At 65.8% G+C, this 19,066-nt stretch carries 19 protein-coding genes; 5 read left to right on the forward strand and 14 right to left on the reverse strand.

Annotation, left to right across the window (positions count from 1 at the left end):
• Positions 1-77 precede the first annotated feature (77 nt).
• The gene (locus tag AC07NT_RS10535; RefSeq protein WP_498599073.1) at positions 78-800 is read left to right on the forward strand and encodes an IclR family transcriptional regulator; all 723 of its coding nucleotides are present in this window, start codon (positions 78-80) and stop codon (positions 798-800) included.
• Between the two features lie 121 nt (positions 801-921).
• Here the strand turns inward: AC07NT_RS10535 and AC07NT_RS10540 are convergent, their stop codons facing one another.
• The 3 genes from AC07NT_RS10540 to AC07NT_RS10550 form a co-directional block, all read right to left on the reverse strand.
• Complete coding sequence (locus AC07NT_RS10540; protein WP_498599072.1) at positions 922-3,324, reverse strand: UvrD-helicase domain-containing protein; 2,403 nt, start codon at positions 3,322-3,324, stop codon at positions 922-924.
• A 43-nt stretch (positions 3,325-3,367) separates the two neighbouring features.
• A complete protein-coding gene (locus AC07NT_RS10545) occupies positions 3,368-3,595 on the reverse strand; it encodes a hypothetical protein (RefSeq protein ID WP_498599071.1) in 228 nt (75 codons plus the stop codon).
• A 226-nt stretch (positions 3,596-3,821) separates the two neighbouring features.
• Entirely contained in the window at positions 3,822-4,679 is an 858-nt protein-coding gene (locus AC07NT_RS10550; RefSeq protein WP_498599070.1) for an alpha/beta hydrolase, read from the reverse strand.
• A gap of 87 nt (positions 4,680-4,766) precedes the next feature.
• Here AC07NT_RS10550 and AC07NT_RS10555 point away from each other — a divergent pair, with 87 nt between their 5' ends.
• From AC07NT_RS10555 to AC07NT_RS10570, 4 genes are all read left to right on the forward strand, one after another.
• Positions 4,767-5,636 (forward strand): NAD(P)-dependent oxidoreductase, encoded by an 870-nt coding sequence (locus tag AC07NT_RS10555; RefSeq protein ID WP_498599069.1) that lies wholly within the window; start codon positions 4,767-4,769, stop codon positions 5,634-5,636.
• Between the two features lie 138 nt (positions 5,637-5,774).
• Positions 5,775-6,251, forward strand: coding sequence for a VOC family protein (locus tag AC07NT_RS10560; RefSeq protein ID WP_498599068.1), 477 nt, complete (start codon positions 5,775-5,777; stop codon positions 6,249-6,251).
• A 223-nt stretch (positions 6,252-6,474) separates the two neighbouring features.
• Positions 6,475-6,855 (forward strand): ArsR/SmtB family transcription factor, encoded by a 381-nt coding sequence (locus AC07NT_RS10565; RefSeq protein WP_498599067.1) that lies wholly within the window; start codon positions 6,475-6,477, stop codon positions 6,853-6,855.
• Positions 6,852-7,292: an SRPBCC family protein gene (locus tag AC07NT_RS10570; protein WP_498599066.1), complete on the forward strand. Its 441-nt coding sequence runs from the start codon at positions 6,852-6,854 to the stop codon at positions 7,290-7,292. Before AC07NT_RS10565 ends, AC07NT_RS10570 begins: the two co-directional genes overlap by 4 nt.
• A gap of 68 nt (positions 7,293-7,360) precedes the next feature.
• On the opposite strand, the gene AC07NT_RS10575 is transcribed toward AC07NT_RS10570, so the two are convergent.
• The 11 genes from AC07NT_RS10575 to AC07NT_RS10625 form a co-directional block, all read right to left on the reverse strand.
• Positions 7,361-7,705, reverse strand: a complete 345-nt coding sequence (locus AC07NT_RS10575) for a P-II family nitrogen regulator (protein ID WP_498599065.1) — start codon at positions 7,703-7,705, stop codon at positions 7,361-7,363.
• A 12-nt stretch (positions 7,706-7,717) separates the two neighbouring features.
• Positions 7,718-10,804 carry an efflux RND transporter permease subunit gene (locus tag AC07NT_RS10580; RefSeq protein WP_498599064.1) on the reverse strand — a complete coding sequence of 1,029 codons (3,087 nt, stop codon included), beginning with the start codon at positions 10,802-10,804 and terminating at the stop codon, positions 7,718-7,720.
• A gap of 4 nt (positions 10,805-10,808) precedes the next feature.
• Positions 10,809-11,960 carry an efflux RND transporter periplasmic adaptor subunit gene (locus AC07NT_RS10585; RefSeq protein ID WP_498599063.1) on the reverse strand — a complete coding sequence of 384 codons (1,152 nt, stop codon included), beginning with the start codon at positions 11,958-11,960 and terminating at the stop codon, positions 10,809-10,811.
• Between the two features lie 19 nt (positions 11,961-11,979).
• Positions 11,980-13,278, reverse strand: a complete 1,299-nt coding sequence (locus AC07NT_RS10590; RefSeq protein WP_498599062.1) for a TolC family protein — start codon at positions 13,276-13,278, stop codon at positions 11,980-11,982.
• 92 nt (positions 13,279-13,370) lie between these two features.
• The gene (locus AC07NT_RS10595; protein ID WP_498599061.1) at positions 13,371-13,769 is read right to left on the reverse strand and encodes a hypothetical protein; all 399 of its coding nucleotides are present in this window, start codon (positions 13,767-13,769) and stop codon (positions 13,371-13,373) included.
• Positions 13,770-13,890: 121 nt separating this feature from the next.
• Positions 13,891-14,601 carry an ABC transporter ATP-binding protein gene (locus AC07NT_RS10600; RefSeq protein WP_498599060.1) on the reverse strand — a complete coding sequence of 237 codons (711 nt, stop codon included), beginning with the start codon at positions 14,599-14,601 and terminating at the stop codon, positions 13,891-13,893.
• Entirely contained in the window at positions 14,598-15,167 is a 570-nt protein-coding gene (locus AC07NT_RS10605; RefSeq protein WP_498599059.1) for a hypothetical protein, read from the reverse strand. The genes AC07NT_RS10600 and AC07NT_RS10605 overlap by 4 nt, the downstream gene beginning before the upstream one ends.
• Positions 15,167-15,925: an ABC transporter ATP-binding protein gene (locus AC07NT_RS10610; RefSeq protein ID WP_498599058.1), complete on the reverse strand. Its 759-nt coding sequence runs from the start codon at positions 15,923-15,925 to the stop codon at positions 15,167-15,169. Before AC07NT_RS10610 ends, AC07NT_RS10605 begins: the two co-directional genes overlap by 1 nt.
• Positions 15,922-16,893: a branched-chain amino acid ABC transporter permease gene (locus AC07NT_RS10615; protein ID WP_498599057.1), complete on the reverse strand. Its 972-nt coding sequence runs from the start codon at positions 16,891-16,893 to the stop codon at positions 15,922-15,924. The genes AC07NT_RS10610 and AC07NT_RS10615 overlap by 4 nt, the downstream gene beginning before the upstream one ends.
• Entirely contained in the window at positions 16,886-17,806 is a 921-nt protein-coding gene (locus AC07NT_RS10620; RefSeq protein WP_498599056.1) for a branched-chain amino acid ABC transporter permease, read from the reverse strand. Before AC07NT_RS10620 ends, AC07NT_RS10615 begins: the two co-directional genes overlap by 8 nt.
• Before the next feature lie 28 nt (positions 17,807-17,834).
• Positions 17,835-19,037 carry an ABC transporter substrate-binding protein gene (locus tag AC07NT_RS10625; protein WP_498599055.1) on the reverse strand — a complete coding sequence of 401 codons (1,203 nt, stop codon included), beginning with the start codon at positions 19,035-19,037 and terminating at the stop codon, positions 17,835-17,837.
• Positions 19,038-19,066 lie beyond the last annotated feature (29 nt).

Genomic DNA, 19,066 nt, shown 5'->3' on the forward strand with positions numbered 1-19,066 from the left:
TATAAATGATAAATCGATGGAATGCGTCATGTCAAGACAACGCATTTCGTGACCCATTTGTGGAAGGAATGTCAGCCTTGCCCAGGAAAGCCCTTGAGCCTTCACTTGCCGACGAAAACTCCGCGCCTGGCGGGGTCGCCGCGGTCGATCGCGCCCTCTCGTTGCTGTCAGCGTTCGAGCGCGGCGAAAGCACTCTCAGCCTGACAGACCTTGCCGCCCGGACGAAGCTCTACAAGAGCACCGCACTGCGCCTGCTTGCTTCTCTCGAGCACGCGGGCTTCGTGATCCGCAAGGGGGACGGTGCCTATGGCCTCGGTCCGGAGGTTGCGCGCTTGCATGGCATCTTCACCGGATCCTTCTCGCTCGAGTCCGAAGTGATGCCTGCTCTGCGAAATCTCGTCGACACGACGCAGGAAAGCGCTGCGTTCCATGTGCGGCAAGGTGAACAGCGGCTCTGCCTCTATCGCGTCGATTCGCCACACCTTGTGCGCGACCACACCAAGGCGGGTGACCTCCTGCCTATGGACCGGGGCTCGGGAGGTCGTGTTCTGTGCGCCTTCGGTGGCGCCAAGGGTGCGATGTACGACGCCATCCGCAAGCGAGGTTATGCGGAACTTGACGGCGACCGCGTCAAGGATCTCACCGGCATCTCGGCACCGGTATTCGGCGCGGATGGCGAGCTCGTCGGGGCGGTGACCTTGACCATGCCCACATCACGCAGGAAGCCGGGCTTCCAATTGGCGGTTCGCAAAGCGGCGGTCCGATTGAGCGATCGACTCGGCTACCGTCCACCGATCTGACGAAATTGCACATGGAAGTGGATCCTGCCTCCAACCTGCAACTCACTTTTCAGCGGAATTCGAAGGGCCCGCTTCGGAGTGGAAACATGCCCTGGGCAACGGTTGCCCAGCCGCAAAGCCTTCAAGTCACTGGCGTCAGCTTCGCCACGGACAGCGCCAACCACTTGGTGCCGTGGCGCGGGAAGTTGATCTGCGCTCGTGCGTCGTCGCCTGAACCTTCGAGCGTGAGCACCTTGCCCTCGCCGAACTTGTTGTGGAAGACCTGCATGCCGATCTTGAGCCCAGTGGCCGCTTCCTGTGCCTTGGACACCGGCGCCGGGCTGCTGCCCGTGTCGCGGCCATATCCGCCTGAGTTGCCGCCCTTCCAGCCCTCGCTCCAGCCTTCACGCTGGCGGTTGTAGCCTGAAGCCGGCGGTGCAAAGCCGCTGCCAAAGCCCTGGTTCTTGGGCGTGATCCACTTGAGGGTTTCTTCGGGCAGTTCGTCGAAGAAACGGCTGCGGATGTGGTACCGGGTCTGGCCATGCAGCATGCGGGTCTGCGAATGGCTCAGGTACAGGCGCTTGCGCGCGCGGGTGATGGCCACGTACATCAGGCGGCGCTCTTCCTCCAGGCCGTCGAAGTCGCTCATGGAGTTCTCGTGCGGGAACAGGCCTTCCTCCATGCCGGTGATGAACACGCCGTCGAACTCCAGGCCCTTGCTGGCGTGGACCGTCATCAACTGCACGGCCTCCTGGCCCTCCTGCGCCTGGTTGTCGCCGGCTTCGAGCGCGGCATGGGTCAAGAAGGCTGCCAGGGGTGACATGACTTCACCGCTCTCGTCGGGGGCACCTGGTTCGGCAGGCACCGCCGCAGCGGGCTGTTCGGCGGCCTTCATGGCTTCGGCTTCTTTGCCAAACCCTTCGATGGAGACAAAACTCTCGGCCGCGTTGACCAGCTCCTCCAGGTTCTCGATGCGGTCGGCGCCTTCGCGCTCGGTCTGGTAGTGCTCGACCAGGCCGCTGTGCTGCAACACCAGCTCGATGATCTCGCGCAGGGTCAGGCCCTGGGTCTGCTCGCGCAACACGTCGATCTTGGCGACAAAGGCGCCCAGGTTGGCGCCGGCCTTGCCCGGCAGGGCGCTGACGGCGTCGTGCAGGGAAGTGCGGGCACTGCGCGCCGCGTCCTGCAGCTGCTCGATGGAGCGTGCGCCAATGCCGCGCGGCGGGAAGTTCACCACCCGCATGAAGCTGGTGTCGTCGTTCGGGTTCTCCAGCAGGCGCAGGTAGGCCAGCGCGTGCTTGATTTCGGCGCGTTCGAAGAAGCGCAGGCCGCCATACACGCGGTAGGGCAGGCCGGCGTTGAACAGCGTGGTCTCGATCACCCGGCTCTGCGCATTGGAGCGGTAGAGCACGGCAATCTCCTTCTGGCTCATGCCCTCGCGGATGAGCTGCTTCATCTCGTCGATCATCCACTGCGCCTCGGCGAAATCGCTCGTGGCCTCGTACACCCGCACCGGTTCGCCCGCGCCCTGGTCGGTGCGCAGGTTCTTGCCCAGGCGGTGCTTGTTGTGGCTGATCAGCGCGTTGGCCGTGTCCAGGATGTTGCTGTGGCTGCGGTAGTTCTGCTCCAGCTTGATCTGGTGCTGCACATTGAATTCACGCACGAAGTCGGCCATATTGCCCACGCGCGCGCCTCGAAAGGCGTAGATGCTCTGGTCGTCGTCGCCCACGGCCAGCACGGCGGCGGCACCACCGTCGTCACGCAAGGTGCCGGCCGGGCTGTAGCCCGCCAGCAGCTTGATCCAGGCGTACTGCAGCTTGTTGGTGTCCTGGAACTCGTCGATCAGGATGTGGCGGAAACGCCGCTGGTAATGCTCACGCACGGGGTCATGGTCACGCAGCAGTTCGTAGCTGCGCAGCAGCAGTTCGCCGAAGTCCACCACACCTTCGCGCTGGCACTGGTCTTCATAGAGCTGGTAGATCTCGACCTTCTTGCGCGTGTCGGGGTCGCTGGCCTCCACCATGTTGGGACGCAAGCCGTCTTCCTTGCAGCCGCCGATGAACCAGGCCAGCTGCTTCGGGGGGAAACGCTCCTCGTCCACGTTGAACTGCTTGCACAGGCGCTTGATGGCAGAGAGCTGGTCCTGCGTGTCCAGGATCTGGAAGGTGGCCGGCAGGCCGACCGTGCGGTGGTGCGCGCGCAGCAGACGGTTGCACAGGCCGTGGAAGGTGCCGATCCACATGCCGCGCACGTTGACCGGCAGCATGCTGGACAGGCGCGTCATCATTTCGCGCGCCGCCTTGTTGGTGAAGGTCACAGCCAGCAGCCCCCCGGGCGAGACCTGGCCCGTCTGCAACAGCCAGGCGATGCGCGTGGTGAGTACGCGTGTCTTGCCCGAGCCCGCACCCGCCAGGATCAGTGCCGGCGCGGGCGGCAGCGCCACGGCCGCGCGCTGCTCGGCGTTCAGGCTGGCCAGCAGAGGGGATTCGGTGGGCGCGGAGAAGAGGGAAGAAGGGGCGTCGGAGGGCGGCAAAACAGAGGACATGCCCCCATTGTAGGAAAGCCCCCGGGCGGGCTGGGCTGCAGCCTCAGCTCAGCGGCATGCGGGCGGAAGAGGTCTTGAAATCGGTCGACGCCTTGCCGTGCATCTCGGACAGCGTTTCCAGCAGCTCGGCCTGCCGGTTCATGAGGTTCAGGAAGGCCTGGTTGGAGGGCTCGGCACAGCGGAAGCGGGCCAGCTCCAGCAGGCGCTCCGCAAGCCGGCCCATCTCGACATGGATGGCATGGCTCGCCAGCAGATACTCTTCGGGTCTCATCTTTTGTCTCGCTCTTTGTTCTATGCACAACGGCGAGGTGTCTGACGCACCTTGTCCGTTCCCACGGATTGCGAGTTTAGCCAGCGCTCTGGCGGCGGCGGGCAAGATTCTGCAAAGAAGCGAGGCACTGTTGCATCCCTGCCTCAGCACCCTCCGAGCGAGCGCGCATTTGTTACAACTGCCCCGGGTTTTCCCGGAGCGGAACCTGCCGCAGGTCAGGCCGCCGTCAGCCCTTGCCGAACACCAGTCGTATCGCCAACTGGTGCAGGTGCTGCCAGGGCGCGGTCAGGTCTTCCAGCACGCTGAAATGGTTGCGCTCGGGTATGGTCTCGCAGACCGGCACCACCTGCTTGCCCCAGGCCTGCTGGATCAGCTTGTTGTGGCGGATGAACTCGGCGCTCTCCTGCGAGCCTGCCACGGCGTAGAGCACGCCCTTCTTCGGCGCGGGCAGCAAGGCCGGGCTGGCCAGGCGCACCTGCTCGGGGGTGAGACGCAGATCGGCCTTGAGGAAGGGGGTGTGCATGATGGGCTCCAGGTCGTAGAGCCCGGAGATGGACATGGCCCCCTTCACCAGGTCGGCCGGCAGGTCCTTGCCATAGGCCGGCCACAGGCAATCCAGCAGCATGGCGGCCAGGTGGCCGCCGGCCGAATGGCCCACGACGTAGATGCGGTTGGGGTCGCCACCGAATTTCTTCGCATTGCGGTAGACCCAGGCCAGGGCCTGGACCATCTGCAGCGTGATCTGGGGAATGGTCACGGCCGGGCACAGCGCGTAGTTGGGCAGAAAGACACACCCACCCAGGTTCTTGAAAGCCGGGGCGATGAAAGAGTGCTGGGACTTGTCGAGCGCGCGCCACCAGCCACCGTGGATGAAGACCACCACCGGTGCGCCGCTCTTGTTGCTGGGAAAGACGTCCAACGTCTCCATCGGGCCCTGCCCGTAGGCGACGTTGGTCTGGCACAGGTGCGCCTCACGCGCATCCTCCGAAGCGTCGGCCCAACGGGCGAAGTGCATGGCGTGCTCGGGCACCAGGGCGCGGTTGTTGTACATGCGGTCCAGCCAGGCGGGATCGAGCTTCTTCATGTCAGGGCTCCGGATGAAAGACAATAGTGCGATTTCGCGGGGATACGGCTATCTTGGCATATCCGCAAACGCGTAGGAGGTAACAAGATGAACATCACCGTGTTGGGAACCGGCAAGATGGGCTACCCGATGGCACGACGCCTGTGCGAGGCCGGCCACACCGTGCACGTATGGAACCGCTCACGCGCCAAGGCCGAAGGCCTGGCCGCCCATGGTGCCACGGTGCACGACACTGCCACAGCCGCCGTGCAGGGCGCGGAATTCGTCATCACCATGCTGGAGCACGGCCCCGTGGTCGAGCAGGTGCTGTTCGAGACCGGCGTGGCCGGCGCCATGAAACCCGGCACCGTGCTGATCGACATGTCCTCCATCAAGCCAGCCGAAGCGCGCGCGCATGCCGAGCGCCTGGGCGGCATGGGCATCACCCACCTGGACGCACCGGTCTCCGGCGGCACCCTGGGCGCTGAGGCCGGTACCCTGGCCATCATGGCCGGCGGCAAGCCGAGCACCTTCGAGCGCGCCAGGCCGGTCTTCGCACCGTTGGGCCGCGCCACCCTGGTGGGCCCCAGCGGCTCGGGCCAGCTGGCCAAACTGGCCAACCAGATGATCGTGGGCATCACCATCGGTGCCGTGGCCGAAGCCCTGCTGCTGTGCCAGAAGGGCGGCGCCGACCCGGCCAAGGTACGCGAAGCCATCAGCGGCGGCTTTGCCGACAGTCGCATCCTGCAGGTGCACGGCCAGCGCATGGTGGAACGCGACTTCGCGCCGCGCGCGCTGATGACCGTGCAGCTCAAGGACATGCGCAACGCCATGGACACGGCCAAGGGCATGGGCTTCACCGCCCCCATCACGGCGCTGCTGGAGCAGCTCTACGCCGAGGGCGTGGCCCACGGCCTGAGCGAGCTGGACCAGTCTGGGCTGTTCGTGGAGCTGGCGCAGCGCAACGGGATGAAGTGAGCCGGTACGGCCAGGCAGCGCATTGGGCGGGATGGCCGGAACCCAGGTGACGCCGGCCTCTTCCATCAGGCAACCACTTCCGAAGGGCTTCGCCCGCCTCCACCCCTCCTGTAAGACGTTCGAGGCCAAGGAGACATCATGACAGTCAAGCGTATGGACAACGTAGGCATCGTGGTGGAAGACATCGATGCCGCCATTGCATTCTTCATCGAACTCGGCCTGACCCTCGAAGGCCGCATGCCCATCGAAGGCGACTGGGCTGGGCGCGTGACCGGAGTGCGCGGCCAGCGCGTCGAGATCGCCATGATGCGCACCCCCGACGGCCATAGTCGCATTGAGCTCTCGCGCTTCAACGCCCCCGCCATCGCTTCAGATCATCGCGCGGCCCCCGTGAATTCGCTGGGATACCTGCGTGTCATGTTCACCGTCGAGGATATCGACGACACCGTTGCCCGCCTCAGCAGGCTCGGTGCGACGGTCATTGATGAAATCGTCAACTACGAAAACATCTACCGCCTTTGCTATATGCGGGGTCCCGAAGGAATTCTCATCGGGCTCGCGCAACAGCTGGGGCAGCAGGTCTCCCGAGAGAAGCCCCTGCAGCCCAAGCGTTGAGGACCCGGGCCCTGGCATCAGACAAGCGGTCGCTCCCGCTCCTGGCCGCAGTGCAAGTCAGGTCCCAGGCTCGCATCAGGAGAACATCCGCGACGTCAAGTTGATGGACGGCCCAGAGCCTCAAGCGCTCATCGCCGGGATGGCGAACCCGGTCCCTCCCCCTCCAACCCTCTTTTTCCGACCAGGCTTGACTTTGTTTTGATCACCTCTTATATTCAACTTTATGGTTGAATATAAATCCTCCAGCAAATCCGCCCAAGCCTCTGCCTGGCTGGACGCCAGCTTCAGTGCCATGGCCGATCCGACGCGGCGCGCCATCCTGGCGCGCCTGGCCCAGGCCGATGCGCGCGTGACCGAGATCGCCGGGGATTTCCCCGTGTCGCTCAACGCCGTCTCCAAACACATCAAGATCCTGGAGCGCGCGCAGCTGGTGCGACGCACGGTGCAGGGGCGCGAGCACATCCTCACGCTCAACGCCGAGGCCATGGCCGGTGCGGCCGAGTGGATCGATTTCTACCGCCAGTTCTGGGAAGACCGGCTGGCATCCCTTGAAGCCTTTGTCACCCAGCCGCGCAAAAGCGCAAAGAAAGGAAACCGCACATGAGCGCCATCGCCAACGTCCCCACGGTCACTGTCAAACGCAAAATCGCCGCCCCGGCGAAAAAGATCTTCGCCGCCTGGCTGGACCCGGCCTCCCTGGCCGAATGGATGCGCCCCTGCAGCAGCGGCACCCAACGCTCTGACGCCCAGGTGGATGCGCGTGTCGGCGGTGCCTTCGAGATCGTGATGCATGTGCCCTCAGGACCCGTGCGCCACACCGGTGTCTACCAGACCATCGATGCCCCGCGCCGACTGGTCTTCACCTGGAACTCACCCTACGCTGGGCAGCACGACTCGCTGGTGACGGTGGACTTCCTTCCCGACGGCCAGGCCACCGAAGTCGTCATCACGCACGAGCGCCTGCCTGAAGACACCCGCGCCGGGCACGAAGCCGGGTGGACCGAGATCATCGATTCGCTGGCGCAGACCATCGCCGCCTGAGGCACATTGAACTCGAGGCAAAAAAAGAGCCCGGCATGCCGGGCTCTTGGGCTACGGATGCGTCTGCCCTACTCCGCCAACATGTCCGAGCCATTGCGCACACGGTGCATGCTGGCGATGGGCACGGTCCAGACCAGGCCGTCGCCGATCTGGCCGGTGCTGCAGGCCTTGATGATGGTGTTGCGGATCTCCGCCACCATGTCCTCATCGGCCACCACCGTGACCATGATCTTGGGCGAGTAGTCGATCAGTTCCTCTTTCACCGTGCGTTTGCCCACGGCGGCCGGGGCCGTGAAGCCCTCCGCCTTCATTAGCGTGAGCCCGGGGAAGTTGGGGATGTCATGCAGGGCATCACGCAGCTGCGAGAGGCGGCTGGGGCGCACGATGGCGCGGATTTCCATCATTGTTTTCATATCGAGACTTCCTCAGGCTTCAATAGGGCTTTCGTCGAACCAGCGGTACAGCGCCGGCACGACCACCAGGGTGAGCAATGTAGACGAGATCAGGCCGCCTATGACCACGATGGCCAGGGGCTTCTGCACCTCCGAGCCCGGACCTGTGGCGAACAGGAAGGGCACCAGGCCCAGCAGGGCCACGGTGGCCGTCATCATGACCGGACGGAACCGCGCCACGCAGCCTTCACGCACCGCCTCCATCACGGCAATGCCATCCTCGCGCAGGCGGCGGATGTAGCTCACCAGCACCACGCCGTTGAGCACGGCAATGCCCCACAGCGCGATGAATCCCACCGAGGCCGGCACGCTGAGGTACTCACGCGTGACAGCCAGGCCGATCAGACCGCCGATGGACGCAAAAGGCAGCACCAGGATGATGAGCGAGGCCAGCTTGAGCGAGTTGAACAGCAGGAAGAGCAGGAAGAAGATGGCCACGATGGTGATGGGCACGATGATGGTCAACGTGGCCATGGCGCGCTCCATGTTCTCGAACTGGCCGCCAAAGACGAAGTAGAAACCTTCGGGCAGTTTCACTTCCTTGGCGATGCGCTGCTCCACCTCCTGCACAAAACCACCCAGGTCGCGCCCTTCGACGTTCGCGCCCACCACCACCCTGCGTTTGGCGCTCTCGCGGCTGATCTGGGCCGGTCCGTCACGCAGCTCGATGGTGGCCACCGAATGCAGGGGCACCAGGGCACCGTCGGGCGCGCGCAGCAGCATGCTGCGGATGGATTCGATGCTGCTACGTGACTCCTCCGGGAAACGCACGGCGATGCCGAAACGGCGCTCGCCCTCGTAGAGCTGGCTCACCTCCTTGCCGCCGATGGCGGTTTCGATGAGCTTGTGCACCTCGGCCACGTTGATGCCGTGGCGCGCGATGGCCTTGCGGTCGATGTCGATGGTCAGGGCCTGCTGGCCCGAGAGACGCTCGATACGGATGTCGCGCGCCCCCGGCACGCTGCGCAGCAGCTTGGCCACCTGCTCGGACACCCGGCGCAGATCGCCCAGGTCATCGCCAAAGATCTTCACGGCCAGCTGCGAACGCACGCCCGTCACCATCTCGTCCACCCGCTCGGAGATGGGCTGTGAGAGCACGATCTGCACGCCGGGGATGGAGGAAAGCCGTTGACGTATGTCCTCGTCGATCTCGTCCTGTGTGCGGTCGCTGTTCGGATCGAGCAGCACGATGGGATCGGACTCGTTGGGGCCGGCCGGATCGGCCGGCGATTCACCACGGCCCAGCTTGGAGACCACACTGCGCACACCCGGTACTTCGGCGATGGCTTTCATGGCCCCCATTTCCAGACGGATCGATTCGTCCAGTGAGATGCTGGGCACACGGTTGATCTGCGGCGTGAGCGCCCCCTCCTTCATGGTCGGCATGAAGGACTTGCCCAGGAAAGGGAACAGCGCCAGCGAGAACAGCAGCAGGACGATGGCCACCACCAGCGTTCCTTTCTGATTGCCCAGGGCGCGGTCCAGCAGCTTGAGGTAAGCCCCCTTGAGCACGGCGATGACCTTGGTATCGTGGTCGGCACCGCCCTTGAGGATGTAGGAGCACAGCACGGGCGAGAGGATCAGCGAGACCAGCAGGGACACGCCCAGCGCAATCACGATGGTCAGCGCCAGCGGCGCGAACATCTTCCCTTCGATGCCCTGCAAGGTCATGAGTGGCAGGAACACCAGCATGATGATGACGATGCCGAATACCGTGGGCGTGGCCACCTCCTGCGTGGCTTCCAGGATCAGGCGTACGCGCGAAGCCCCGGCCTTGGCCTGGCCCAGGCGGTGGAAGACGTTTTCCACCACCACCACGGTCGCGTCCACCATGAGGCCGATGGCAATGGCCAGCCCCCCCAGCGACATCAGGTTGGCCGAGATGCCGTAGCGGTTCATGAGGATGAAGGTGGTCAGCGGCGCGATGATGAGCGTGGCCACCACGATCAGGCTGGAGCGCACATCACCCAGGAAGATGAAGAGCACCACCACCACGAGGAAGATGCCTTCGATCAGCACCTTGCCCACGGTCCACAGTGCGGAGTCGACCAGTTCGGTGCGGTCGTAGTAGGGCACGATCTGCAGGCCACCGGGCAGCATGTGCTTGCTGTTGATTTCGGCCACACGCTGCTTGACGCGGGTGACGATCTGCTTGGCGTTGCCGCCGCGCATCATGAGCACGATGCCCGAGACCGATTCGGTGTAGCCGCCCTTGATGATGGCGCCCTGGCGCACCTCATGGCCCAGGGTCACCTCGGCCAGATCACGCACATACAGCGGCACGCCGTTCTTCTCGCGCACCACGATGTTGGCGATGTCCTCCAGCGTGCGGATCAGGCCCACGCCGCGGATCAGGTATTGCTCCGAGCGCTGGGGCAGGATGCCACCGCTGGCGTTGGCATTGTTCTTGGCGATGGCCTCGAAGACCTGGTCGATGGCCACGTCATGGTGCAGCAGACGTTCGGGTTTGGCCAGCACCTGGTACTGGCGCACATAACCGCCCTGCGAGTTGATCTCGGCCACACCGGGAATCGAACGCAGCAACGGTCGCACCACCCAGTCCTGCACAATGCGGCGCTCGGCCAGCTCGGCCGGCGTGAGCGCACGCTGGCCATCGTCCGGGTGGTCCAGCGTGTACTGGTAGACCTCACCCAGGCCGGTAGAGACTGGACCCAGCACCGGGGTGATGCCCACGGGCATGCGCGGTGTGATCTCGATCAGGCGCTCTGTCACCAGCTGGCGCGCGAAGTAGACGTCGGTGGTCTCGGTGAAGACCAGGGTGATGATGGACAAACCGCTCTTGTTGAGCGAACGCATCTCGACCAAGCCCGGCAGGCCGGTCATGGCGATCTCCAGCGGCACGGTAACAAAACGCTCGATCTCCTCGGGCGAGCGACCCGTGGCTTCGGTGGCGATCTGGACCTGCACATTGGTCACGTCGGGGAAGGCGTCCACCGAGAGGCGGGTGGCTTCCCGCAGGCCGAATGCGCAGAGCACCAGGGCCAGGGCAACCACCACCAGCCGCTGGCTGAGCGCGGCGCGGATCAGGGAACCTAGCATGGGATTACTCCAGTTCCGCGCGCTTGCGCTCGTTGTTCAGGTGGAAGGCGCCCTCCACCACCACCGGCGTGCCGGCGGTCGGGCCCTTGAGCAGCGGACGCAGGCCGCGCGAAGCGGGGGCAAGCTCCACCGGCGTGAGGCGGAACTGGCCGGGGGCGGTCTGCACATAAACATGGTCGCGGTCGTTGTCACGCACCACGGCGGCCTCGGGCACGGCCAGCTGCTGGCGCGCCTGGCCGATGATGCGCAGCGTGGCCAGCATCTGGGGCTTGAGCGCACGGTCGGCGTTGTCGACCTGGGTGCGCACGGTCAGGCTGCGTGTGTCGGGCGAGATGGTGTCACTGACGAAGACCACCCGGCCGCTGAACTGGCGCTCACCCAGGGCTGGCACCTTGATCTCGACCTTCTGCCCCATCTTCACGGCGGCGGCGTCCTGCTCGGGCAGGGCGCCCACGACCCATACCTTGGAGAGGTCGGCCACGGTGAACAGCGGATCCCCCGGCTGCGCGACCTGGCCCTGAGAGACCTTGCGTTCGATCACCACACCCGAACGCGTGGCGATGATGCCGGCAAAGGAGCTGAGTTGCCCCTTCTCGCGCAGGCGATCGATCTGCCCGTCGGGAACGCCCAGCAGGTGCAGTTGGTCGGCGGCGGCGCGCAGCTCGGCGCGGGCGATGGACAACTCGGCCTCACGGCGTTGCAGTTCGGCCGTGCCGATGACGTCGGCCTGGATCAGCAGACGGGCGCGTTCCACCGCGCGCTCGGCCTGGGCCGTGCCGGAGTGAGCGCGCAGATAGGTCAGCTGGGCGTTGGTCAGCTCCGGGCTGGTGATGCGGGCCAGCACCTGGCCGGCCTGCACGCGCGCACCCACTTCGGCCAGCACCTCGGTCACCCGACCGGTGACCGATGCACCGATGCGCGTGACGAGTTGTTCATTGGCCTCGATGCGGCCCGGCACGTCGCGTTCGGTGTCCAGGGCCTGCAGGGCCAAGGGCGCCACTTTGAAGTTACGCGCCATCTCGGCGTTGACGACGACCAGGGCGGGGTCGACGTCGGGTGTGGCGGCGGTAGCCTGGTCCTTGCCCTTGCCGCAGCCGGTGATCAGCAGGGCAGCCAGCAGCGCGAGGGCTGGCAATCGGTAAGTCTTGTGCTTCATGGTGTTCATTCCCGGAAATTCAGGGTTGGACGGCGTCACGGCCGGTCAGGAGATCGATTTCGATGACGGCAGCCTGCTGCTGGAAACGCGCCTGCAGCAGGTCGGCGCGCACGGTGCGCAGCACACGCTGCGCGTCCAGCACATCGAGGATGCCGCGCTCGCCGAAACGGTAGGCAGCTTCGGCCACGCGCACGGCGGCCTCGGCGTCGCGGATGGCGCCGGTGCCCAGGGCCTCGACGCGCAGGCGCGCCATCTCCAGCGTCATCACCGCGGCGTCGAGCTGCAGCTGCAACTCGACCTGGCGACCTTCGAGCCGGGTGCGCGCACGCAGCTGCTCGGCCTGGGCCTCGTCACGCGGGCCGCGCTTCTGGTCGAACAGGGGCACCTGGATGCTGGCCCCCACGATGCTCTGCTGGTTGTCGGGCTCGCGTGTGTCGCTGTAACGCAGCTCGACGCCGGGCCAGCGGCTGGCGCCGGCCTCGCGCACGCGCGCCTGCTGGCGTTCCTGCTCGGCGCCCAGGGCCTGCAACTCGGGGTTGTGCGCCAGCATCAGCTCGCGCAGCAGGCTGGGGTTCAGGGGCGGCAAGGTGTCGCCCAGGTCGGCGTTGAGGCTCCAGCCCGCGGGCAGCTGACCGGCGGCCAGCTGGTTCAGGCGGATGCGCGCCTGCTCCACGGCCAGCTGGGCGCTTTGGCGGCGCTGGCGTGCGCTGATGAACTCGGCCTCGGCCTTGATGATTTCGTAGCGCGCGGCCTCGCCGCTGCTCACGCGCAGGCGCACACGCTCGCGGGTCTGCTCCAGCAGCACCAGCTCGTCCGCCGCGGCGCGCGCCTCCTCGATGCGCAGCAGCAGCTCGTAAGCGCGCAAGCGCACCTGGGCGACCACTTCGCTGCGTGTCATGCCCACCTGGGCCTCGCTGCTGCGCAGGCCCTGCTCGGCCGCGTCGACACGGGCGCTGCGCAGCCAGGGGTTCTCGAACATCTGCGAGACGCCCCAGGCGCTGACCTTACCGCTGCTGCCGCCATTGTTGGGGCGCAAACGGCCGTCGCTGAATTCCAGGCGCGGATTGGGCAATGCGCCGGCCGTGCGGATGCCAGCCTGCGCCTGCTCGCGCGAGCGCTGGGCCATCTGCAGCGTGGGGTTGTGGGTGAGCACGATGTTCACCAGCTCACCGACGCCGTAGGCCGGGCCGACCGGGGCCACGGCCACCGGGGTGGTGATGGGGAGCGTCGCGGGCGAGGCCACGGTCTGCGCCATGGGGCCGGTAGCCGGCCACAGTAGCAAGCCGCTCACCCAGGGACGCAAGGTCGTCAAGTTCATCAAAAAATCCTCGAAGCATGCGGATGGCGCAGCCCGACCCTGGCCTGGAGCCGGCCGGTCGCACCACCCGTCGAAAACGGAAAACGAAGAGTTCAGCCCAGAGCGGCTGGCGGACGCAGCAGGGGCTGTTGTCCGGCCTCGGGCAGGATGTGCTGTGGACCGGGCGCGGGAGCGGCATGCGTCAGCACCCGGCAGATCTGCCAGTGCAGGAGGACGGCCTGGTCGACCTCATGAAGCAGTAGTTCGGCCGCCGGGGACTTGGGTGATGCCGGCTTGCGGCAGCTCACTCCCATCTCCAGCTCGGCCACGGACTCCTGCGCCTCGGCGACTTCCACGTCGGTCATGAGTAAAGCCGGCTCACTGTCCAGGGGCCCGGCCTGGGCCAGGTTCAAGGACCAGAGCAGACCCAGCAAGCCCAGCCACACCAGCGCCTGCACCAATGCCGACCGGCGCGGGGCCGGGCTGGAAAGGACGTGGGCTGGGTGGGACATGGCGGCTTGCTTGTGCATCAAGACTTGGGCTTGATTCGCAAGAATTAGGCCACATCAGTGTTTTCCCTAGGTGAAGAGGGGACTACCGATTTGTAAATCCGACGCGAGGCAGAACGAAAGTTCAGACGCCCAGGTAACGATGCCAGAGGCCGGGGTCGGCCGCCAGCTGGGTCGAGGAACCCGCCCAGACCACGCGGCCCCGCTCGATGATGGTGTGGCTGTCGGCCAGGGCGATGAGGCGCTGCACGTATTTGTCGATCACCAGGATGCTGAGGCCCTGCGCGCGCAAGTCACCCAGGCAGGCCCAGATCTGCTCGCGGATCAGCGGGGCCAGGCCTTCACTGGCCTCGTCCAGGATCAGCAACTGCGGATTGGTCATGAGCGCGCGGCCGATGGCCAGCATCTGCTGCTCGCCCCCCGAGAGCTGGTTGCCCATGTGGCGACGCCGCCCCACCAGCGCCGGGAAGAGTGCGTAGACCCGTTCCAGCGTCCAGGGCTGGGAAGAAGCGCGACGGTTCGCCGCAAAGGCCCGCAGGTTTTCCTCCACCGTGAGGTTGGGAAAGATCTGCCGGCCTTCGGGCACCAGGGCCAGGCCTATGCGTGCGATGCGGTCCGGGCTCAGGCCGTCGATGCGTTCACCAAGGAAGCGCACCACGCCAGTGCGCGGCGGTGTGAGCCCCAGGATGGACCGCACCGTGGTGGTCTTGCCCATGCCATTGCGCCCGAGCAGCGTGGCCACACCACCCGACTCCACCTTGAAGCTGATGCCGAACAACACCTGGCTGGAACCATAGGCGGTCTGCAGGTTCTCGACTTCGAGCAAGGCGCTCATACCAGCCCCCAGCGCCGCAGCGTTCGCCGCTCCAGCCAAAGGACCAGGACGGTCAGCAAGAGGATGGCACCCCCATGCCACTCCATGGCGCGCTGGGCATCCCGCGCGGCCGCTTCATAGCTGGCCTTGAATTCGGCAAAGACCCGGTGCACGGGGCCGCAATGCAGCTCCCAGATGCGGAAGCGCTCGCCCCGCACCCAGCGCACAGGCACGCCCAGTACATAACCCATGCAGCCCGGCAGGCTGTCCCGCTCCCCGGCTTCGTCCAGTGGCGTGTGCGCAGTCGCGAGCAGGGCCGCCGACACCGGGAACTCCATGCTGCGCTGCGTTTCGTCAGCCAGCCGTACCTGCAGATGTGGCACGCGGTCCTGCACGCGCAGCACCTCGACCGGGATCTGCACCAGCTGTTCGGGTTCGGGAACCGGGTTGAGCGGGTCCACACACAGGAGATACGCGAGGTGCAGTTGCAACACGAGACCGATGAACAAGGTCAGGGGATGGAAACGCCACCAGGAACGGCGTGAGGACCGCTTTGCAGCCAACGGTGACATCGTCTGCTGCACCATCACGCGGACTCCCCGACTTCGTCACCCAGATAGGCGCGCCGCACTTCCGCATCGGCACGAATGAGGGCAGGTGCCCCGCTGGCAATGATGCGGCCGGCCACCAGCACCGAGATGGTGTCGGCCAGGCGGAACACAGCGTCCATGTCATGCTCCACCAGCAGCAGGGTCAGCTCACCACGCAGGCTTTGCAGCAATGCCACCATGCGCTCGGACTCTTCGGGCCCCATGCCGGCCATGGGTTCGTCCAGCAGCAAGAGCTTCGCGCCCGTGGCCAGGGCGATGCCCACTTCCAGCTGGCGTTGCTCGCCATGCGAGAGCGCCCCCGCCGTTTGCGCCAGCCGATCCCCCAGGCCCACGCGGACCAGCAGGGCTGCGGCCTGCTCGTAACGCCGGGCCTCGTCTCGCGCAGCAGACCAGAAACGCAGGCTGCTACCGCTGCGCGCCTGCAGGGCCAAGGCCACATTGTCGAGCACCGAGAGGCGCGTGAAGATGCTGGTGATCTGGTATGACCGTGCCAGGCCGCGGTGCACCCGCTCGTGCATGGACAGGGGCGTAATGTCGGCCCCATCGAAGGTGATGGACCCGGCATCGGGCGCCAGCGCGCCCGAGAGCTGCTGGATCAGCGTGGTCTTGCCCGCGCCGTTGGGGCCGATGAGCGCGTGGATCTCGCCGGCGCGCACGCCCAGCTCGAGATGGTCCGTGGCGACCAGGCCGCCGTAGCGTTTGACCAAGCCCTGCACTTGCAAGAGACCGCTCATGCGCTCTCCTTGCGCCTGAACAGGCTCATCAGCCCGTTGGGCGCGGCCAGCACTACGGCAAGCAATGCAGCCCCCAGCACGAACTGCCAGTAGATGGTGTAGTGGCTCAGCACCTCTTCCAGCAGCAGGAAGACCACGGCGCCGATCACACCGCCCCAGAGATGCCCTACCCCACCAAGGATGACCATGACCATGAGCAGGCCGGACTGGCTCCACTGCATGGTGGAGGGGCTGACAAAACCACCCAGGCTGGCCAGCAGCGCGCCGGCCAGGCCGGCCAGGGCCCCGGCAATGACAAAAGCGGCCAGTCTGTGACCGTAGACCGCGAAACCCACGGCCTCCATGCGTTGCTCGTTCTCGCTCATGGCCTGCAGGGCGTGACCGAAGCGTGCGTTGAGCAGGCGCCAGACAAACAGCAACGCCAGCGTGGCCAGGGCCAGCGTGGTCCAGTAGAACGTGCGTTCGTTGGCCAGGTCCAGCCCGGCGCCCAACGTGCCGCGCGCGGAGAGCGACAAGCCGTCGTCGCCGCCATAGGCCTTGGTGGAGATGGCCAGGTAATAGAGCATCTGCGCGAAGGCCAGGGTGATCATGATGAAGTAGACACCCCGCGTGCGCAGGCTGATGGCGCCGATCACGGCAGCAAACAGCGCGGACACGAACATCGCGGCGGGCCAGAGGACCCAGGCGGAAGTGATACCGGCTTGCAGCAGCACACCCGCCGTGTAGGCACCCACGCCCACGAAGGCCGCGTGGCCGAAGCTCACCATGCCCCCAAAACCCAGGATGAGATTGAGACTGGTGGCCGCCAGCGCAAAGATCAGGATGCGCGCGGCCAGCCCCAGGTAGAAGTCGCCACCGATCAAGGGCGTGATCAGCGGCAGGGCCAGCAACAGCGCGAAGAGCGGCAAAGCCCAGCGCCAGCCCAGGGCATGGTCCAGCAAACCGCGCGACACGACAGGATCAGCCATGGGCGGGGAAGAGGCCACGCGGCTTGAAGAAAAGCACGGCGGCCATGAGCACATAGATCAGGATGGATGCCACGGCCGGAACGGCGTTGTCGGCCGCAGCGGGCCCCAGCACGGCACCGAAGAGCAAGGGAATCAGCGAACGGCCCGCCGTATCCACCACACCGACCAGCAAGGCACCCAGCAAGGCGCCGCGCACCGAGCCGATGCCGCCGATGACGATGACCACAAAGGCCAGGATGAGGATGCTCTCGCCCATGCCCACCTGCACCGCCAAGAGCGGGCCCAGCATGCCGCCCGCCACCGCGCACAAAGCTGCGCCCAGGCCGAACAGCGCGGTGAACAGCGCGCGTACCGGCACACCCATGGCCAGGGCCATCTCGCGGTTCGACGCGCCGGCGCGCAGCTGCATGCCCAGGCGCGTGCGCGTGATGAGCAGCCACAGGCCCAGGGCCACGGCAAGACCCACGCCGATGATGAGCAGGCGGTAGGCCGGGTAATAGAAACCACTGAGCAATTCGACCGGGCCCGAAAGAGACTCCGGCGGGCTCAGCAGCACCGGCTGCGAGCCCCAGATGAAACGCACGGCTTCGTTGCACATGAGCAGGATGGCGAAGGTGCCCAGCACCTGCGACAGGTGGTCACGTGTGTAGAGGCGGCGCAGCACGATGAGCTCGAGCAGCACACCGAAGACAGCCGCGCCGACGATGCCGGCCCCCAGGCCGATCCAGAAGGAACCACTGGCCGTGGTGGCCGCGGCCACCAGGTAGGCCCCCACCATATAGAGGGAACCATGAGCCAGGTTGATCATGTCCATGATGCCGAAGACCAGGGTGAGCCCGGCGGCCAGCAAAAAGAGCATGAGCCCGAACTGCAGGCCGTTCAGGGCCTGCTCCAGGATAAGAAGACCGGTCATCGCCTACCGAAACACGCGGGCCGCCAGATCAGAGCGCCGGCATCTTGCACTGGGCGGCGTAGGCGTCGGCATGGTTCTTGAAGATGGTGCCGATGGTGCGGTTGGTCACGCGGCCCTTGCTGTCGCTGGTGATGACGCGCAGGTAGTAGTCCTGGATCGGGAACTGGTTGCTGTTGAACTTGAAGCTGCCGCGTACGGAATCGAACTTGGCGGCCTTGAGCGCTTTTTGTACAGCGGCCTTGTCGTCCAGTTTGCCCTTGCTGTCGCGCACGGCCGCGCCGATCAGCTGGGCGGCGTCGTAACCCTGGGACGCGTAGAGCGTGGGCAGGCGGCCGTATTCCTTCTCGAAGGCAGCCACAAACTTCTGGTTGGCCGCGTTGTCCAGGTCATGCGCCCACTGCGAGCTGTTGAACATGCCCAGCATGGGATTGCCTACGGCGCGGATCACGTCCTCATCGCCCGAGAAGCCGGGGCCGAACAGCATCATGTCCTTGGACAGGCCGGCGCCGACGAACTGCTTGATGAAGTTGATGCCCAGGCCGCCCGGCAGGAAGATGTAGACCGCGTCAGGTTTGGCTGCGCGCAGCTTGGACAGCTCGGCACCGTAGTCCAGCAGGTTCAGCGGTGTGTAGCTTTCGGAGACGATCTCGCCGCCCTTGTAGAAACGCTTGAAGCCGGCCAGCGCGTCCTTGCCCGCGGGGTAGTTGGGGGCGATCAGGGCCACGCGCTTGAATCCCTTGTCGGCCACGGTCTTGCCCACGGCTTCGTGCTGGTTGTCGTTCTGGTACGAGGCACTGAAGAAATAGGGGTTGCACTGCTCACCCGCCAGCTGCGAGGGGCCGGCGTTGGCGCTGATGTAGAAAGTCTTGGCGGCAAAGGTGGGCGCGCCCACGGCGAGCATGACGTTGGAGAAGACGATGCCGGTCATGAAGTCCACCTTGTCGCGCTTGACCAGGCGGTCCGCCGTCTGACGGCCCACGTCCGGGCTGGCCTGGTCGTCGGCCACGATGACCTCGGCCGGCACCCCGCCGAGCTTGCCGCCATTGAGCTTGACCGCGAGCTGGAAACCGTCGCGGATGTCGATGCCCAGGCCCGCGCCCGGACCGGAGAGCGTGGACAGCAGACCGATCTTGACATTGTCCGCCGCCAGCGCCGGCAAGGCCAGCAGGGCGGAAACGGTGGCCGCGAAAAAGCTGCGGCGCAGCAGGGCAAAGGGCACGTTGGATTTCATGGTCTTTCCTGTTCGGGGTGGGGCTGCAG

It is taken from the genome of Hylemonella sp. GW821-FHT10B10, assembly GCF_059415585.1.

Bases quoted from the DNA above. Each gene is read 5' to 3' on its own strand.
- AC07NT_RS10540 (WP_498599072.1), bottom strand. From the start codon at position 3,324: ATGTCCTCTGTTTTGCCGCCCTCCGACGCCCCTTCTTCCCTCTTCTCC.
- AC07NT_RS10545 (WP_498599071.1), bottom strand. From the start codon at position 3,595: ATGAGACCCGAAGAGTATCTGCTGGCGAGCCATGCCATCCATGTCGAG.
- AC07NT_RS10550 (WP_498599070.1), bottom strand. From the start codon at position 4,679: ATGAAGAAGCTCGATCCCGCCTGGCTGGACCGCATGTACAACAACCGC.
- AC07NT_RS10555 (WP_498599069.1), top strand. From the start codon at position 4,767: ATGAACATCACCGTGTTGGGAACCGGCAAGATGGGCTACCCGATGGCA.
- AC07NT_RS10560 (WP_498599068.1), top strand. From the start codon at position 5,775: ATGACAGTCAAGCGTATGGACAACGTAGGCATCGTGGTGGAAGACATC.
- AC07NT_RS10565 (WP_498599067.1), top strand. From the start codon at position 6,475: ATGGTTGAATATAAATCCTCCAGCAAATCCGCCCAAGCCTCTGCCTGG.
- AC07NT_RS10570 (WP_498599066.1), top strand. From the start codon at position 6,852: ATGAGCGCCATCGCCAACGTCCCCACGGTCACTGTCAAACGCAAAATC.
- AC07NT_RS10575 (WP_498599065.1), bottom strand. From the start codon at position 7,705: ATGAAAACAATGATGGAAATCCGCGCCATCGTGCGCCCCAGCCGCCTC.
- AC07NT_RS10580 (WP_498599064.1), bottom strand. From the start codon at position 10,804: ATGCTAGGTTCCCTGATCCGCGCCGCGCTCAGCCAGCGGCTGGTGGTG.
- AC07NT_RS10585 (WP_498599063.1), bottom strand. From the start codon at position 11,960: ATGAAGCACAAGACTTACCGATTGCCAGCCCTCGCGCTGCTGGCTGCC.
- AC07NT_RS10590 (WP_498599062.1), bottom strand. From the start codon at position 13,278: ATGAACTTGACGACCTTGCGTCCCTGGGTGAGCGGCTTGCTACTGTGG.
- AC07NT_RS10595 (WP_498599061.1), bottom strand. From the start codon at position 13,769: ATGTCCCACCCAGCCCACGTCCTTTCCAGCCCGGCCCCGCGCCGGTCG.
- AC07NT_RS10600 (WP_498599060.1), bottom strand. From the start codon at position 14,601: ATGAGCGCCTTGCTCGAAGTCGAGAACCTGCAGACCGCCTATGGTTCC.
- AC07NT_RS10605 (WP_498599059.1), bottom strand. From the start codon at position 15,167: ATGGTGCAGCAGACGATGTCACCGTTGGCTGCAAAGCGGTCCTCACGC.
- AC07NT_RS10610 (WP_498599058.1), bottom strand. From the start codon at position 15,925: ATGAGCGGTCTCTTGCAAGTGCAGGGCTTGGTCAAACGCTACGGCGGC.
- AC07NT_RS10615 (WP_498599057.1), bottom strand. From the start codon at position 16,893: ATGGCTGATCCTGTCGTGTCGCGCGGTTTGCTGGACCATGCCCTGGGC.
- AC07NT_RS10620 (WP_498599056.1), bottom strand. From the start codon at position 17,806: ATGACCGGTCTTCTTATCCTGGAGCAGGCCCTGAACGGCCTGCAGTTC.
- AC07NT_RS10625 (WP_498599055.1), bottom strand. From the start codon at position 19,037: ATGAAATCCAACGTGCCCTTTGCCCTGCTGCGCCGCAGCTTTTTCGCG.